Origin of the sequence: Streptomyces sp. NPDC088246 (genome assembly GCF_044741025.1) — a bacterium.
In the GTDB taxonomy this organism is placed as follows: domain Bacteria; phylum Actinomycetota; class Actinomycetes; order Streptomycetales; family Streptomycetaceae; genus Streptomyces.
In genome coordinates, this window is the sequence record NZ_JBIURV010000013.1 from 153,298 (window position 1) to 169,938 (window position 16,641).

The 16,641-nt window shown below is 69.5% G+C and carries 16 protein-coding genes and 1 pseudogene; 13 read left to right on the forward strand and 4 right to left on the reverse strand.

Annotated features, from left to right (window positions below; genetic code table 11):
* Positions 1-12: 12 nt before the first annotated feature.
* The 6 genes from ACIPEK_RS19870 (at position 13) to ACIPEK_RS19895 (ending at position 6,494) form a co-directional block, all read left to right on the forward strand.
* Positions 13-915, forward strand: a complete 903-nt coding sequence (locus tag ACIPEK_RS19870; RefSeq protein WP_401997633.1) for an ABC transporter ATP-binding protein — start codon at positions 13-15, stop codon at positions 913-915.
* An 83-nt stretch (positions 916-998) separates the two neighbouring features.
* Entirely contained in the window at positions 999-1,748 is a 750-nt protein-coding gene (locus ACIPEK_RS19875) for an ABC transporter ATP-binding protein (protein WP_401997636.1), read from the forward strand.
* A 155-nt stretch (positions 1,749-1,903) separates the two neighbouring features.
* A complete protein-coding gene (locus ACIPEK_RS19880; RefSeq protein ID WP_383078802.1) occupies positions 1,904-4,447 on the forward strand; it encodes an ATP-binding protein in 2,544 nt (847 codons plus the stop codon).
* Positions 4,448-4,517: 70 nt separating this feature from the next.
* Positions 4,518-5,210 carry a response regulator gene (locus ACIPEK_RS19885; RefSeq protein WP_327277990.1) on the forward strand — a complete coding sequence of 231 codons (693 nt, stop codon included), beginning with the start codon at positions 4,518-4,520 and terminating at the stop codon, positions 5,208-5,210.
* 99 nt (positions 5,211-5,309) lie between these two features.
* Positions 5,310-5,726, forward strand: a complete 417-nt coding sequence (locus tag ACIPEK_RS19890; protein ID WP_093898969.1) for an OB-fold nucleic acid binding domain-containing protein — start codon at positions 5,310-5,312, stop codon at positions 5,724-5,726.
* Positions 5,727-5,729: 3 nt separating this feature from the next.
* A complete protein-coding gene (locus tag ACIPEK_RS19895) occupies positions 5,730-6,494 on the forward strand; it encodes a DUF3159 domain-containing protein (RefSeq protein WP_401997640.1) in 765 nt (254 codons plus the stop codon).
* An 80-nt stretch (positions 6,495-6,574) separates the two neighbouring features.
* On the opposite strand, the gene ACIPEK_RS19900 is transcribed toward ACIPEK_RS19895, so the two are convergent.
* Both ACIPEK_RS19900 and ACIPEK_RS19905 read right to left on the reverse strand, forming a co-directional pair.
* Positions 6,575-7,252, reverse strand: a complete 678-nt coding sequence (locus tag ACIPEK_RS19900; RefSeq protein ID WP_401997643.1) for a potassium channel family protein — start codon at positions 7,250-7,252, stop codon at positions 6,575-6,577.
* Positions 7,252-7,920 (reverse strand): TrkA family potassium uptake protein, encoded by a 669-nt coding sequence (locus ACIPEK_RS19905; protein WP_351259033.1) that lies wholly within the window; start codon positions 7,918-7,920, stop codon positions 7,252-7,254. The genes ACIPEK_RS19900 and ACIPEK_RS19905 overlap by 1 nt, the downstream gene beginning before the upstream one ends.
* Positions 7,921-8,182: 262 nt before the next feature.
* Between ACIPEK_RS19905 and ACIPEK_RS19910 the strand changes: the two genes are divergently transcribed.
* The 7 genes from ACIPEK_RS19910 (at position 8,183) to ACIPEK_RS19940 (ending at position 15,777) form a co-directional block, all read left to right on the forward strand.
* Positions 8,183-8,839 (forward strand): GntR family transcriptional regulator, encoded by a 657-nt coding sequence (locus ACIPEK_RS19910; protein ID WP_401997646.1) that lies wholly within the window; start codon positions 8,183-8,185, stop codon positions 8,837-8,839.
* A gap of 99 nt (positions 8,840-8,938) precedes the next feature.
* Positions 8,939-9,964 carry a 1-aminocyclopropane-1-carboxylate deaminase gene (locus tag ACIPEK_RS19915; protein ID WP_401997814.1) on the forward strand — a complete coding sequence of 342 codons (1,026 nt, stop codon included), beginning with the start codon at positions 8,939-8,941 and terminating at the stop codon, positions 9,962-9,964.
* 112 nt (positions 9,965-10,076) lie between these two features.
* Positions 10,077-12,125 carry an APC family permease gene (locus ACIPEK_RS19920; protein WP_401997649.1) on the forward strand — a complete coding sequence of 683 codons (2,049 nt, stop codon included), beginning with the start codon at positions 10,077-10,079 and terminating at the stop codon, positions 12,123-12,125.
* Between the two features lie 100 nt (positions 12,126-12,225).
* Positions 12,226-13,554 (forward strand): class I SAM-dependent RNA methyltransferase, encoded by a 1,329-nt coding sequence (locus tag ACIPEK_RS19925; RefSeq protein ID WP_401997652.1) that lies wholly within the window; start codon positions 12,226-12,228, stop codon positions 13,552-13,554.
* Positions 13,555-13,946: 392 nt separating this feature from the next.
* Positions 13,947-14,519 carry a hypothetical protein gene (locus tag ACIPEK_RS19930; protein ID WP_401997655.1) on the forward strand — a complete coding sequence of 191 codons (573 nt, stop codon included), beginning with the start codon at positions 13,947-13,949 and terminating at the stop codon, positions 14,517-14,519.
* A 511-nt stretch (positions 14,520-15,030) separates the two neighbouring features.
* The gene (locus ACIPEK_RS19935; protein ID WP_383079884.1) at positions 15,031-15,336 is read left to right on the forward strand and encodes a hypothetical protein; all 306 of its coding nucleotides are present in this window, start codon (positions 15,031-15,033) and stop codon (positions 15,334-15,336) included.
* A gap of 21 nt (positions 15,337-15,357) precedes the next feature.
* Positions 15,358-15,777, forward strand: a complete 420-nt coding sequence (locus ACIPEK_RS19940) for an ankyrin repeat domain-containing protein (RefSeq protein WP_401997658.1) — start codon at positions 15,358-15,360, stop codon at positions 15,775-15,777.
* An 8-nt stretch (positions 15,778-15,785) separates the two neighbouring features.
* On the opposite strand, the pseudogene ACIPEK_RS19945 reads toward ACIPEK_RS19940, so the two are convergent.
* Positions 15,786-15,926, reverse strand: a pseudogene (locus ACIPEK_RS19945) (IS110 family transposase); the annotation flags it as partial.
* Positions 15,927-16,098: 172 nt separating this feature from the next.
* Positions 16,099-16,272, reverse strand: coding sequence for a hypothetical protein (locus tag ACIPEK_RS19950; RefSeq protein WP_383079881.1), 174 nt, complete (start codon positions 16,270-16,272; stop codon positions 16,099-16,101).
* Positions 16,273-16,641: the final 369 nt, after the last annotated feature.

Consider the following 16,641-nt stretch of genomic DNA (forward strand, 5'->3'; position numbering starts at 1 on the left):
GGAGAAGACCGCATGACGGACCTCCGTGAACTTGAGGCGCGCGCCAGGGCAGGCAGCGTGCCCACCCCCGACGAGGGCCTGGTCGTCTGCGACAACGTCGTACGCGTCTACCGCACAGAGGATGTCGAGGTGCAGGCGCTCCAGGGCCTCGACCTCGTCGTGCGGGAGGGTGAGTGCATGGCGCTCGTCGGAGCCTCCGGCTCCGGCAAGTCGACCCTGCTCGCCATCCTGTCCGGCCTCGACACCCCCACCGCGGGATCGGCCAGGGTCGCCGGGCACGACCTGCTGTCCATGCGCCGCCGCGAACGCCTCGGCTACCGGCGGCGCACCGTCGGCTTCGTCTGGCAGCAGACCGGACGCAACCTGCTGCCGTATCTCACCGCCGTGGAGAACGTCACCCTGCCGATGAAGTACACCGGTGTCCCGCGCGCCCGGCGCGAGGCACGGGCCACCGAACTCCTCGGCGTCCTCGGCATCGCGCACTGCCGCGACCGCAGACCCGCCGAGCTCAGCGGCGGCGAACAGCAGCGCGTCGCCGTCGCCGTGGCCACCGCCAACAGCCCCCGGGTCCTGCTCGCCGACGAGCCGACCGGCGAACTCGACACCGCCAGTGGCGAGGACGTCTTCGCCGCCCTGCGCCGCGCCAACGACGAACTCGGCGCGACCGTCCTGGTCGTCACCCACGACCCGATGGTCTCCGGGCAGGTGCGGCGTACGGTGCGCATCCGCGACGGCCGGACCTCCACGGAGACCCTGCGCGACGGCGGCCCCGACGGCGGCGCGGAGGAATTCGCCGTACTCGACCGGGTGGGGCGGCTGCAGCTGCCCGACGACTATCTGCGACGGTACGGGCTCCGCCACCGGGTGCGCCTCACCGCCGAGAACGACCACATCGGTGTCTGGCCGGACGCCTGACCACCGCCCTTCGGCCATTGCCCAGCCCTGTGTCCAATGCACATACTGGCGGCCGACAGGACCGAGCACGTACGGGGAGAGACATGACCGACAACACCGGCCGGACGAACACCGGCGGGCAGAGCGGCGCGGCAGTAGCCGAGGCCCCGGCCCGCGGGCCCATGGTCCGGGTCGAGGACCTGCACCGCTCGTACGGCACCGGCGCCGCGGCCGTGCACGCGCTGCGCGGGGTGTCCTTCGAGGTGCCGCGCGGTGAACTCGTCGCGCTCAAGGGACGCTCGGGCTCAGGCAAGACGACGCTCCTCAACCTCGTCGGTGGCCTCGACAGACCCGACGGCGGCCGGATCACCGTCGGGGGCACGGACCTCGCCGAACTCGGCGAGAACGGGCTCCTGGAGCTGCGCCGGGACCGGATCGGCTTCATCTTCCAGTCGTTCGGCCTGATCCCGATCCTGACCGCCGCGGAGAACGTCGGCGTACCCATGCGGCTGCGCAAGGCGGACCCGCGCGAGCGCGAGGACCGGGTGGCGCTGCTGCTCTCGATGGTCGGCCTCGCCGACCACGCCGCTCAGCGCCCCGGCGAACTCTCCGGCGGCCAGCAGCAGCGCGTCGCGATCGCCCGCGCGCTGGCCAACCGCCCCGCGCTGCTGATCGCGGACGAGCCGACGGGGCAGCTCGACGCGGAGACCGGACTCGCGGTGATGGAGCTGCTGAGGGCGGTGGTGCGGAGCGAAGGCGTCACAGCGCTGGTGGCGACGCATGATGCGCAGCTGCTGGGGCTGGCGGACCGGGTGCTGGAGCTGAGCGACGGGCGCATCGTCGAACACGAGTAGTGGGGCGGGGCGGGGGCTGGGTCCCTCCGAGGCGTCAGAATCCTGTCAATTCGGTCCCTCGCCCCACCCCCCGTCCCATTTGTCGAGAATCCTCGGGGTAGCTTCGAACCGGCTGCCGCGTCTGCGGCAGCCGGTTCAGAGAAGACAATGGGGCCATGGCACGCGGCAAACTTCGGATCTACCTGGGTGCGGCACCCGGCGTCGGCAAGACGTACGCGATGCTCTCCGAGGCCCACCGCCGTGTGGAACGGGGCACCGACTGCGTCGTCGCCTTCGTGGAGCACCACGACCGCCCGCGCACCGAGGTCATGCTGCACGGCCTGGAGCAGATCCGGCGACGTGAGATCGAGTACCGCTCCGCCGTCTTCACCGAGATGGACGTCGACGCGGTCCTGGAGCGCGCCCCGGCCGTCGCCCTGGTGGACGAACTGGCGCACACCAATGTGCCGGGCTCCCGCAACGCCAAGCGCTGGCAGGACGTCGAAGAGCTCCTCCAGGCCGGCATAGACGTGATCTCCACCGTCAACATCCAGCACCTGGAATCACTCGGCGACGTCGTCGAGGCCATAACCGGCGTACGGCAGCGCGAGACCGTCCCCGACGAGGTCGTGCGCAGGGCCGACCAGCTCGAACTCGTCGACATGTCGCCCCAGGCGCTGCGCCGCCGGATGGCCCACGGCAACATCTACAAGCCGGACCGGATCGACGCGTCCCTGTCCAACTACTTCCGCCCCGGCAACCTGACCGCCCTGCGCGAGCTGGCCCTCCTCTGGGTCGCCGACCGGGTCGACGAATACCTTCAGCAGTACCGCGGCGAGCACAACATCCGCACCACCTGGCAGGCCCGCGAACGCATCGTCGTCGGGCTCACCGGCGGTCCCGAGGGCCGTACGCTCATCCGCCGCGCGTCCCGGATGGCGGCCAAGGGCTCCGGCAGCGAGATCCTCGCCGTCTACATCGCCCGCAGCGACGGACTGACCTCCGCCTCGCCCAAGGAACTCGCCGTCCAGCGCACCCTCGTGGAGGACCTCGGCGGCACGTTCCACCATGTCATCGGCGACGACATACCGTCGGCCCTCCTCGAATTCGCCCGTGGGGTGAACGCCACGCAGATCGTCCTCGGCTCCAGCCGACGCAAGGCCTGGCAGTACATCTACGGACCGGGCGTGGGAGCCACCGTCGCCCGCGAGTCCGGCCCCGACCTCGACGTACATATCGTCACCCACGAAGAGGTCGCCAAGGGCCGCGGTCTGCCCATCGCCCGCGGCGCCCGGCTGGGCCGGGTCCGGATCATCTGGGGCTGGCTGGTCGGTGTCGGCGGCCCGGCCCTTCTCACGCTGCTCCTGACCCGCCTGAACAGCGGCCCCGGGCTCGCCAACGACGTCCTGCTCTTCCTCTTCCTGACCGTCGCGGCGGCCCTGATCGGCGGGCTGCTGCCCGCACTCGCCTCGGCCGCCGTCGGCTCCCTGCTGCTGAACTACTGGTTCACCCCGCCCACCCACACCCTGACCGTGCAGGACCCGGAGAACTTCGTCGCCATCGTGATCTTCTTCGCGGTGGCGGTCTCGGTCGCCTCGGTTGTCGATCTGGCGGCCCGCCGCACCCATCAGGCGGCCAGGCTGCGCGCCGAGTCGGAGATCCTCTCCTTCCTCGCCGGCAGTGTGCTGCGCGGCGAGACCACCCTGGACGCACTCCTGGACCGGGTCCGCGAGACCTTCGGCATGGAGTCCGTCGCCCTGCTGGAGCGGCAGAGCGACGTCGATCCGTGGACCTGCGCCGGGAGCGTCGGGCCGAGCCCGGTGGCCCGGCCGGAGGACGCGGATGTGGACATGCCCGTCGGCGACCACATGGCGCTCGCGCTCTCCGGCCGGGTGCTGCCCGCCGAGGACCGCCGGGTGCTCGGCGCGTTCGCCGCCCAGGCCGCCGTCGTACTGGACCGCCAGCGCCTGGTCGGCGAGGCGGAGGAGGCCCGGCGGCTCGCCGAGGGAAACCGGATCAGGACGGCCCTCCTCGCCGCCGTCAGCCACGATCTGCGCACCCCGCTCGCCGCTATCAAGGCCGCCGTCAGCTCCCTGCGCTCCGACGACGTCGCCTGGTCCGACGAGGACCAGGCCGAACTCCTGGAGGGCATCGAGAACGGCGCCGACCGCCTCGACCACCTCGTGGGCAACCTCCTCGACATGTCCAGGCTGCAGACCGGCACCGTCACGCCGCTGATCCGCGAGATCGACCTCGACGAGGTGGTCCCGATGGCGCTCGGCGGCGTCCCCGAGGGCAGCGTGGACCTGGACATCCCCGAGACCCTGCCGATGGTCGACGTGGACCCCGGGCTGCTGGAAAGGGCCGTCGCCAACATCGTCGAGAACGCCGTCAAGTACAGCCCCTGCGCGGAACGCGTCACGGTGGCCGCCAGCGCGCTCGGCGAACGCGTCGAGCTACGGGTGGCCGACCGCGGCCCCGGCGTCCCCGACGATGCCAAGGAGCGCATCTTCGAGCCGTTCCAGCGCTACGGCGACGCCCCGCGAGGCGCAGGCGTCGGACTGGGCCTCGCCGTCGCCCGCGGCTTCGTGGAGTCCATGGGCGGCACGCTGGACGCCGAGGACACCCCCGGCGGCGGCCTCACCATGGTGCTGACCCTCAAGGCGGCATCGGGATACGTTCCCGTCAGCCCCGAACTGCCCGCGCGGGTCACCTCATGACCTCGCAGGTCACCTCATGATCTCCGCAACGTCCCAGGAGATCGCCGTACAGCAGAAAGGCAGGGCCCCCATGACCCGGGTGCTTGTGGTCGACGACGAGCCGCAGATCGTACGCGCCCTCGTGATCAACCTGAAGGCGCGCAAGTACGAGGTGGACGCCGCGCCCGACGGCGCGACCGCCCTCCAGCTCGCCGCCGCCCGTCACCCCGATGTCGTCGTCCTCGACCTCGGACTCCCGGACATGGACGGCGTCGAGGTGATCAAGGGGCTGCGCGGCTGGACCCGGGTGCCGATCCTGGTGCTCTCCGCCCGCCACACATCCGACGAGAAGGTCGAGGCCCTGGACGCCGGAGCCGACGACTACGTCACCAAGCCGTTCGGCATGGACGAACTGCTGGCCCGGCTGCGTGCCTCCGTCCGCCGCGCCGAACCCGTCGGCCAGCACGGCTCCGACGACGTCGTGATCGTCGAGACCGACGGGTTCACCGTCGACCTGGCGGCGAAGAAGGTCCACCGCGAGGGACGCGACGTACGGCTGACCCCCACCGAATGGCACCTGCTGGAGGTCCTGGTCCGCAACAGCGGCCGGCTGGTCAGCCAGAAGCAACTGCTCCAGGAGGTCTGGGGGCCCTCGTACGGCACCGAGACCAACTACCTGCGGGTCTACATGGCGCAGCTCAGGCGCAAGCTGGAGGCCGACCCCTCGCACCCCCGGCACTTCGTCACCGAGCCGGGGATGGGCTACCGCTTCGAGCGCGGCTGAACGGGTCACCGGGTCCTGTCCCGTATCCCTTGCGAGTATCCCGTTCGAGTGAGACCCGGGACGCCCGCTCGGAGTACGGGAGACCGGTACCCTTCGGATATGAGTGCTGTTCCTCGATTCGAGAAGCCCGGCAAGGCTGTGAAGCCGTCCGGCCGCTTCCGGCGGATGCTCGACCGGCTGTCCAGCTCCCAGGAGGACCTGGAGTCCGAGGAGCTGCAGGAGGACTCGCAGGCCTCGGGGTGTACGCGGATCTCCGAATGCACCGACCGCCAGATCGTCAAGGTGACTGGTACGTTGCGGACCGTCACCCTGCGGCCGCGCGCCGGAGTGCCCGCCCTGGAGGCGGAGCTCTTCGACGGCACCGCGCCGCTGGACGTGGTCTGGCTGGGCCGGCGCTCCATCGCGGGCATAGAACCGGGCCGCAAGCTCATCGCCTCGGGCCGGATCGCCATGAGTCATGGACGCCGGGTGCTGTTCAATCCCAAATACGAACTCCGACCGCTCGGCAAGGAGTAGCCGGTGACGTCTCTCGACAAGCCGACGTCCGACAAGGACCGCACCACCCGCACCGACCAGCAGGAGGCCGACGCGAAAGCGGTCACCGAGGCCGCGCTCTTCGAGGCGTTCGGCGGTGTCCGGGGGATGGTGGAGACAGTCCTTCCCGGGCTGCTCTTCGTCACGATCTTCACGATCAACAAGGATCTGCACCTCTCGGCCATCGCGGCCCTGGTGGTGTCCCTGGTCCTCGTCGCCGTACGGCTGATCCGCAGGGACTCCGTCAAGCACGCCTTCAGCGGTGTCTTCGGCGTGGCCTTCGGTGTGGTCTTCGCGAAGATGACGGGCAATGCCAAGGACTTCTATCTGCCGGGCATGCTCTACACGCTCGGCCTGGCACTCGCCTACCTGATCACCACCCTCGCCGGAGTGCCGCTGATCGGTCTGATCCTGGGCCCGGTGTTCAAGGAGAACCTCTCCTGGCGCACCAGGAACCCCGGCCGCAAGAAGGCGTACGCCAAGGCCAGTTACGCCTGGGGGCTGATCCTGCTCGCCAAGTGCGCGATCCTCTTCCCGCTGTACTGGTGGGCCGACACCACCCAGTTCGGCTGGGTCCTGGTCGCCCTGAAGATCCCGCCGTTCCTGCTCGCGGTCTATCTGACGTGGGTCTTCCTCGCCAAGGCGCCGCCGCCCATCGATGTGTTCGCCGAGATGGAGGCGCAGGAGCAGGCCGAGGAGGCCCGCAAGGCGGAGGCGGCCGCCACCGCGACGCGCCACCAGGAGTTCTGAACCGCCCGCGACAGACGGAAGGGGCCCGGCACCGTGCGAAAACGGTCCCGGGCCCCTTCCGTCCGCCTGCCCTGCGTCGGTCAGTCCTCCGAGTCGCCCCGGCGCACCGACAGCAGGTCCTCCAGCTGCTCCTCGCGTGCCTGTGCGGCCACGAACAGCAGCTCGTCACCGGCCTCCAGCGTCTCCTCGGTGCTCGGCGTCAGAACGCGCTGCCCGCGGATGATGGTGACCAGCGAGGTGTCCTCGGGCCAGGCCACATCGCCGACCTGGGTGCCGGCCAGCGCCGACTCCGGGGGCAGCGTCAGCTCGACCAGGTTGGCGTCGCCATGGCTGAAGCGCAGCAGCCGGACCAGATCGCCGACGCTCACCGCCTCCTCGACCAGGGCCGACATCAGACGCGGCGTGGAGACCGCCACATCGACGCCCCAGGCCTCGTTGAACAGCCACTCGTTCTTCGGGTTGTTGACCCGGGCGACGACCCTCGGCACGCCGTACTCGGTCTTGGCGAGCAGCGAGACGACCAGATTCACCTTGTCGTCGCCGGTCGCGGCGATCACGACGCTGCAGCGTTGAAGCGCCGCCTCGTCGAGTGAGGTGATCTCGCAGGCGTCCGCCAGCAGCCACTCGGCCATCGGCACCCGCTCCACCGAAATGGCCGTCGGCGCCTTGTCCACGAGCAGCACCTCGTGCCCGTTCTCCAGCAGCTCGCCCGCGATGGAACGGCCCACCGCACCGGCCCCGGCAATCGCGACACGCATCAGTGCCCGCCCTCCTCTGGACCCTCGGCGAAGGCCGCCTCGACCTTTGCGATCTCCTCCGTACGCATCATCACGTGGACCAGGTCGCCCTCCTGCAGCACCGTCTGCGAGGTGGGCAGAATGGCTTCGCCCAACCGGGTGAGAAACGCCACTCGGACGCCCGTCTCCTCCTGCAGCGTGCTGATCTTGTGGCCGATCCAGGACGGTGTGGTGTGCACCTCCGCGAGCTGCACACCGCCGCTCGGATCCCGCCACAGCGGCTCGGCGCCCGAGGGCAGCAGCCGCCGCAGCATCTGGTCCGCGGTCCAGCGCACGGTGGCGACCGTGGGGATACCGAGGCGCTGGTAGACCTCGGCGCGCCGGGGGTCGTAGATGCGCGCCGCGACATTCTCGATGCCGAACATCTCACGGGCCACCCGGGCGGCGATGATGTTCGAGTTGTCGCCGCTGCTCACCGCGGCGAACGCACCGGCCTCCTCGATCCCCGCCTCACGGAGGGTGTCCTGGTCGAAGCCGACACCGGTGACGCGCCGCCCACCGAATCCGGACCCGAGGCGCCGGAACGCCGTGGGGTCCTGGTCGATGACGGCGACCGTGTGCCCCTGCTGCTCCAGGGTCTGCGCGAGAGCGGCTCCTACTCGCCCGCAGCCCATGATGACGATGTGCACCTTGCGCCTACCTCGCACTCCTGGTCGTCCGGCTGACCTGCGAAAACACCGTGCTCACACTTCTTCCTCAGCTTGCCGGGCAAACAACGGGGCAACGGTCTGTCCCGTTGCCCAGGATGAGCTTATGCGGCCGGGAGTGCGAAGCCTCATCCGAGTGCGCTTTCGCCGCGCCCCGTGATGTGGACGGGGCAGCCCGCCGGATTCAGACACTGCGGGACGGACCCTTGAGTACGACGACTGCAGACATCTAACATGTCAGTTCATGGAGACCCTGCGCCCCGTCCGACGGACCCTGCTGCGGGACACCGCGTACGAGGCGATCCGTGACGCCATCGTCCGCGGCGACATCCCGCCCGGGGCCCCCGTCCGCGACGCCGACCTCGCCGAACGGCTCGGACTCTCCCGGGCCCCGGTCCGCGACGCACTGTCCCGGCTCTCCGGCGAGGGCCTCGTCGAATCCAAACCGCAGAGCTACACCCGGGTGACCCGGCTGGTGCCGCGCGACGTCCGGGACGCGGCGGCGGTCGTACGGGCCATGCAGGAACTCGCCGCCAGGACTGCCGTACCCCTCCTCACGGATGCGGACATCACCGCGATGCGCGAGGCGAACGACCGCTTCCGGGACGCGACCCGCCGCGGCGACGTGGCGGACGCACTGCGCGCCGACGACCGGCTCCACGACGTCCTCGTCACCGCCTGCGGCAACCGCGCCGTGGCCGCCACCGTCGGGCGCTACACGCCCTTGATCCGCCGCCTGGAGTGGCGGCAGTTCGGCACGGCCGGCGCGGCACACGGCTCGGCGGAGCTGCACGACCGGCTGATCGAGGCGTGCGCGGCGCGTGACGCCGAGGCCGCGGTCCGGATCACCGCCGAGATCTGGCGGGCGCTCGAAGAACTGGCCGACGAACCGCTCGAGTAGCCCGCAGCGCGCGATGCCCACCGGCCGAGCGATTCCGAGCGCGAGTGGACCCACCCCACCCCACCTCACCCCACCCCGACCAAGGGAGCCCCAGTGTCGATCTCGATCTCTTCGTACGACCGCTACCCCCTCCTCTTCGGCCCCTCGCCCGTGCACCGGCTCGACCGGCTCACCGAGCACCTCGGCGGCGCCGAGGTCTGGGCCAAGCGGGAGGACTGCAACTCCGGCATCGCCTACGGCGGCAACAAGACCCGCAAGCTCGAATACCTCGTCGCCGACGCCCTCGCGAAGGGCTGCGACACGCTCGTCTCCATCGGCGGCGTCCAGTCCAACCACACCCGCCAGGTCGCGGCGGTCGCCGCCCGCGCCGGTCTCAAGTGCGTACTCATCCAGGAGAGCTGGGTCGAGTGGCCCGACGCCGTCTACGACAAGGTCGGCAACATCCTGATCAGCCGCCTGGCGGGCGCCGACGTCCGTCTGGTGCGCGCCGGGTTCGGTATCGGGGTCAAGGAGAGCTGGGAGCAGGCGCTGCGCGAGGTGGAGGAGGGCGGCGGCAGGCCGTACGCGATCCCCGCGGGCGCGTCCGACCACCCGCTGGGCGGGCTCGGCTTCGCGAACTGGGCGTACGAGGTGGCCGAGCAGGAACGCGCGCTCGGCGTGTTCTTCGACACCGTGGTCGTCTGCTCGGTGACCGGCTCCACCCAGGCCGGCATGGTCGCAGGCTTCGCCGCGCTGGAGGAGGCGGGCGCCCGCCCACGACGCGTACTGGGCATCGACGCCTCCGCCGAGCCCGCCCGTACCCACGAGCAGATCGCCCGGATCGCGGCCGGCACCGCACGGCTCATCGGGGTGCGCCGGGAACTCACCGTGGAAGACATCGAGCTCGACGAGCGCTACCACGCGGGCACCTACGGCATCCCCGACGACACGACCCTCGACGCCATGCGGCTGGCCGCCCGTACCGAGGGCATGGTCACCGACCCCGTGTACGAGGGGAAGTCGATGGCGGGAATGGCCGATCTCGTGGCCCGCGGCGAGATCGCCCGCGATTCCACCGTCCTTTACGCACATCTCGGCGGTCAGCCCGCATTGAATGGTTACAGCGCACTTTTCGCGGACGCTTAGTGCAAGGATTTCGTTAAGGATTTCGTGGCTTTTTCGTCCGAGCGCAGGAGATTGCGGGGCCACGGGGGTGGTGGGTCCGCGGCTTCCATACGGAACGCTTACGATCCTCTGCGTGTCCAAACTGACCGACGTGCCCAAACGGATCCTGATCGGGCGCGCACTGCGCAGTGACCGGCTCGGAGAAACACTCCTGCCGAAGCGCATCGCCCTCCCCGTCTTCGCCTCCGACGCCTTGTCCTCCGTTGCCTACGCGCCTGGCGAGGTTCTGCTCGTCCTGTCTGTCGCGGGCGTGTCGGCGTACCACTTCAGCCCGTGGATCGCCCTGGCGGTCGTGGTGGTGATGTTCACCGTGGTGGCGTCGTACCGGCAGAACGTGCACGCGTACCCCAGCGGCGGCGGCGACTACGAGGTCGCCACCACCAACCTCGGCCCCAAGGCCGGCCTGACGGTCGCCAGCGCGCTGCTCGTGGACTACGTCCTCACCGTCGCCGTCTCCATCAGCTCCGGCATCGAGAACCTGGGCTCGGCGATCCCGTTCGTGGTCGAGCACAAGGTGCTGTGCGCCGTCGCGGTGATCCTCCTGCTGACGCTGATGAACCTGCGCGGCGTCAAGGAGTCCGGGTCGCTCTTCGCGATTCCGACGTACGTGTTCGTCGTGGGCGTCTTCATCATGATCGCGTGGGGTGCCTTCCGCACTCTCGTGCTCGGCGACACCATGCGCGCGCCCACCGCCGACTTCCACATCAAGGCGGAGCAGGAGGGCCTCGCGGGCTTCGCTCTCGTCTTCCTGCTGCTGCGCGCCTTCTCCTCCGGCTGTGCCGCGCTCACCGGCGTCGAGGCGGTCTCCAACGGCGTCCCGGCCTTCCGCAAGCCCAAGTCCAAGAACGCGGCGACGACGCTCTCGATGATGGGCGTGCTCGCCATCACCATGCTCGTCGGCATCATCGCCCTCGCCCTGGTCACCGACGTCCGGATGGCCGAGAACCCGGCGCAGGACCTGCTGAAAGGCGGTGTGCCGGTCGGCCCCGGCTATGTGCAGGACCCGGTGATCACGCAGGTCGCCGAGGCCGTCTTCGGCAACGGCAGCTTCCTGTTCATCGTGCTCGCCGCTGCCACCGCCCTGGTGCTGTTCCTCGCGGCGAACACGGCGTACAACGGCTTCCCGGTGCTCGGCTCGATCCTCGCCCAGGACCGCTACCTGCCGCGCCAGCTGCACACCCGCGGCGATCGCCTCGCCTTCTCCAACGGCATCGTGCTGCTCGCCGGCGCGGCCGCCCTGCTCGTCGTCGTCTACGGCGCCGACTCGACCCGGCTGATCCAGCTCTACATCGTCGGCGTGTTCGTGTCCTTCACGCTCAGCCAGACCGGCATGGTCCGCCACTGGAACCGGCACCTGCGCACCGAGAAGGACGCCGACAAGCGCCGCCACATGATCCGCTCCCGTGCGATCAACGCCTTCGGCGCCTTCCTGACCGGCCTCGTCCTCGTGGTCGTCCTGGTCACCAAGTTCACCCACGGTGCCTGGGTCGCCCTGCTCGGCATGTGCATCTTCTTCGCGACGATGACCGCGATCCGGAAGCACTACGACCGGGTCGCCGAGGAGATCGCCGCGGAGGAGACCCCGGCCGACGAGACGATGCGGCCCTCCAGGGTCCACTCGATCGTCCTGGTCTCCAAGCTCCACCGGCCCACGCTGCGCGCCCTCGCCTACGCCAAGCTCATCCGCTCCGACCGTCTGGAGGCGCTCTCCATCAGCGTCGACCCGGCCGAGACCAAGGCGCTCAAGGAGGACTGGGAGCGGCGCGGCATCGACATCCCGCTGAAGATCCTCGACTCCCCGTACCGCGAAGTCACCCGCCCGGTCATCGACTACGTGAAGGGCCTGCGCCGGGACAGCCCGCGCGACGTCGTGAGCGTGTACATCCCGGAGTACGTGGTCGGCCACTGGTACGAGCACATCCTCCACAACCAGAGCGCCCTGCGCCTCAAGGGGCGGCTGCTGTTCACCCCGGGCGTGATGGTGACCTCCGTGCCGTACCAGCTGGAGTCCTCCGAGGCGGCGAAGAAGCGCGCCAGGAAGCGTGCCGAGTGGAACGCACCGGGCTCGGTGCGCCGCGGACCCGTGGAGCGCAGGCCCAAGGAACCCGCCAACAAGGGCTGACCGCGCCCGCCCGCTCGTGGTAAACGGCCGGACGACACCCACGTAGACTCGTGGGTTGTTGTCCGGCCGTTTTTTCCTTGATCTCTGGAGCCACCCCCTCATGCAGAACGAACCCACGTCGTCGCTGGTCGGGGAGGAGTACGAGGTCGAGGTCGGGCCCGTCGCACACGGCGGCCACTGCATCGCCCGTACCTCGGAGGGCCAGGTCCTCTTCGTACGGCACACGCTTCCCGGCGAGAAGGTCATCGCCAGGGTCACCGAGGGCGAGAGCGACTCCCGCTTCCTGCGCGCCGACGCGGTACGGATCCTCGAGGCGTCCAAGGACCGCGTCGAGGCGCCCTGCCCGTACGCCGGTCCCGGCAAGTGCGGCGGCTGCGACTGGCAGCACGCCAAGCCCGGCGCCCAGCGCAGGCTCAAGGGCGAAGTGATCGCCGAACAGCTTCAGCGCCTCGCGGGCCTCACCCCCGAGGAGGCGGGCTGGGACGGCACCGTCATGCCGGCCGAGGGCGACAAGCTTCCGGCGGGCGAGGTACCGGCCTGGCGCACCCGGGTCCAGTACGCCATCGACGAGGACGGCCGGGTCGGCCTGCGCAAGCACCGCTCGCACGACGTGGAGCCGATCGAGCGCTGCCTGATCGCGGCCCCCGGCGTCACCGAGCTCGGCATCGAGAAGCGGGAATGGCCCGGTATGGCCTCGGTGGAAGCCATCGCGGCCACCGGCTCCCACGACCGCCAGGTGATCCTCACCCCGAGGCCCGGCGGCCGACTGCCCCTCGTCGAGCTCGACAAGCCCGTCTCGGTGATGCGAGTCGACGAGCGCGACGGCGGCGTCCACCGCGTGCACGGCCGCGCCTTCGTCCGCGAGCGCGCCGACGACCGCACCTACCGGGTCGGCTCGGGCGGCTTCTGGCAGGTCCACCCGCAAGCCGCCAACACCCTCGTCCGCGCCGTCATGCAGGGCCTGCTGCCCCGCAAGGGCGACACCGCCCTCGACCTCTACTGCGGCGTCGGCCTGTTCGCGGGCGCCATCGGCCAGCGCATCGGCGAGAAGGGCGCCGTCCTCGGCATCGAGTCCGGCAAGCGCGCCGTGGAGGACGCCCGGCACAACCTGAAGGACCTGGAACGGGTCCGCATCGAGCACGGCAAGGTCGACCAGGTCCTGCCGCGCACCGGCATCACCGAGACCGACCTGATCGTTCTCGACCCCCCGCGCGCAGGCGCCGGCAAGCAGACGGTCAAGCACCTGACCGGCCTCGGCGCCCGCCGCATCGCCTACGTCGCCTGCGACCCGGCGGCCCTCGCCCGCGACCTGGCGTACTTCCGCGACGGCGGCTACCGGGTGCGGACGCTGCGGGCGTTCGATCTGTTTCCCATGACGCACCATGTGGAGTGCGTGGCGATTCTTGAGCCTGCTGAGAAGGGCGCCTGACCTGCAGGTTCAGGTGATGTGCGTTATGTGCGTTATGTGCGTTATGTGCGCTGTGGGCGTTACGGGCGATATCTTGACGCTGAAATGACGCTCTCCGAGGCATCTTGACGCTCATTTGACGCTCGTCCTGATGTTCTGTCAGGTAATCGAAGTGGCTGGTCAGGGCCTATGCCGCTTGGGCTGATGGTGGCGCCTGGTTAAAGAAAAGCAACAGCGCGCGGGGGCACTGGCGTGGTCAGTCATTCCTCAAGAGACCAGCGAGGCCCGTGGCCTGATCGTCGACTGTGAGGCGAGGGACGGGGTCGTCCGGCCTGCCGCAGCCCCGAGCCGGATCGGCGATCCCCTTACAGCACACGCCACCACGCCCCTACACGGGCACGGAGCAGGAGAAAGTGGCTCTGGAGGTGGTGCGCAAGGCACTCGCCACCGACGACGACTGGCTGCGCGACCTGCGGGCCCAGCGCGGCCTCGGCGCCGACGCGATGGACGCACTGTCGCGGTTCTACGAACTCAAGGCATACAAGGACGCTGAGCCGGACACGGTGCTGTTGACACCGGCGGAGTTCCGGCGAGCAGCGGAGAGCGACGACTTCTTCCTCGTCATCGTCTCCGGGCTGGAGGCCGGAACCGCCCCCGTCCCCGTACGCATCATCCCGCAGCCGCTCCAACAGTTGACCTGTCGTCCGAGCAGCAGCGTGACGGTCACGGGCATCAGAGGCACACGCAGCCGTGTGTACCAACTCGAGGAGGACATAGGCCAGTCGGCCGTGACGCTCCGATACGGGGCGCCAAGGGCGATCGCAACCGCACTGAGACGCGTGCGCAGCTCCGGCATGCCCGTCACGCGGCTGTCCGGGTGCCGTTATCTCCACGTAATTCGGTGCTGGACGAAGTCGGCTGGGGCCGGCGGCCTCGGGCACAGCTTGCTCTCCGCCCCCTGTCCCACAGCCATCGCAGCCTGGTAGGCGGAGGAGAGGCCGGCATCTCTTGGCCCCCGACCGTGGCCTGAAATATCGTCAGGTGTCCGGGCATCTCGTAGGTCCGTCGTGCAGCGGCCACAGCGCTTTCAGCTCGTCTGGCAGGGGGCAGCCGACGACCTGCTCGGCACTGTCCAACTGCTCGCAGGTCGCGGGCGGTCGGAGCGTCGCGCGCGACGTGGGGGCGTGCGCCTGCAACCACGTCTCTATGCGGTCCCACGCCACTGTCACGGCAGTCCCACCAGCCAGGCAAAGACAGCCGCGGCCTCTGCCGCGGGCCTTCAGCCCGAGGTAATGCGAACGCCCCTTCGGTCTACCTCATGCGAACGTGTGAAACCACCACGCCCCGTAAAAGCCGCCCACCCCCGTAACAACGGGCGAAGAACCGTTCCGCACGTCAACTCCAGCCTTGAACGGCCACACAATCCCATCCTCAGCGCATGCCATCGTGTCCGCTGGGCGCCACCACGCCCACCCCACCAACCGAAAGTGAGGCACCGTGAAGAAGCCCGTCGCCTGCTGGACCGCAGCAGCGGCATGCGCCCTGCTCGCCCTCACCGGAACCGCCGAAGCCTCCGATGCCACCATGGCCAAGCCCAAGACGTGGTACTCCACCGCCGTCTGTGGTGTCGAGAAGATCGGAAGCGGCGACCACGGAAAGAAGCAGCTCAAGGGCACCGGAAAGGGAAAGAGCAAGTCGGAGGCCGAAAAGACCGCCCAGCGAGATGTACAAGCCCAGATCAGTAAGAAGTACGGAAAGGGGTACCGGGCGCACCACTGCACCTTCCGCAGCTCCAGGCGGTAGGCCGCGCGCCCGTGGAAACACGTGAACAACAGAAAGCGTAAGAAGCTGCCGAAGCGGCTTGCCGCGGCTGCCGGTGACGGACACGTCGAACTTCTCCAGCGACTCCTCGCCCAAGGGGCCGATCCCGACACCCGCGACCCTGACGGAGCCACACCGCTCTACCTCGCCGCCGTCCAAGGCGAAAACCGCTGTGCCGAGCTGCTCCTGGCGGCCGGGGCCTTGCCCAACGCCGAATCCCGGGGATGGCGCAGCGGACTGCCACTCGCCGCAGCCGCTACCAAAGCGAACCTGTCCCTCGTCGAGCTGCTGCTACGTCATGGAGCCGACCCGCACCTTCGGGAGTCGGAGGGCGGCTCGGCGCTTGACTGGGCACAGGGCTGGAGCGACGACACCGAGGAGCGGCAAGCCGTCCTGGACCGGCTGCGCAACCTCACCTCCTAATGATGTCGTCAAGCCGCTGCTGTGACCGGGAGTTCGCTTTGGTAGCACCGTCCGTCACGGATCAGGGCCCACAGGACGTTGACCCGTCGCCGGGCCAGCGCGAGCACAGCCTGGGTGTGCCGTTTGCCTTGGGCGCGCTTGCGTTCGTAGGACCTGCATGAGTACCGTCGCGCCTTCCTGGCCCACCCCGGTGACAGCAGACACCCCCCGTTGTCACCGTAGTTCGGCCGCGGTCAGCGGGAATCGGGGACTCCGTTGCTGACCGAGAGCGAGCAGCCGCCGTTGCACCTTGCAACGGCGGCCGCATCCAGAGGGCCGTTACTACAGCTCCCGCTCGATCTGGTTTTCGCTGATCTTCTCTTCTCGCATGGTCTTCTCGTTCTGGACGGCGTAGCGAGTCTGCGCCCCGCTGCCCTCGGTCTGCCGGATCTCGCCCTGCTGCTTCTGGTTCTGCTGGTCCCGGTACTCGACGCGCTGTCCCTGGCGGTATGACATGGGAATCTCCAAGTCTCGTGTACGTTGACGGAGGGTCGGCCCCGCTCGTTCGGCGGGGATACGCCTCCTCGGCGCCTGCGACTATCGCTCGGCGTCCTCTGACAGCCCACCCCCACATCCGCGCTACAGCAACCACTACGAGGCGAATGGGGTATGGCTCGCCCCCGGCCGAGGTCGCGCCAGTGGTGATCAACTTTCGGTGACAGCGGTCAAGGAATGCTGATGCGGGACAGTCGAGCTTCGAGGCCATCGAGGGTGGCGTCCACTACCAGCAGGGCTGCTACGAAGACCGCAGCCCCGACGAGGGCGGCGGTGCCGGCGGCGCCCCTGTCGTGCGACTCTGCGCTCGAGCGCGGATACGACAGCCCG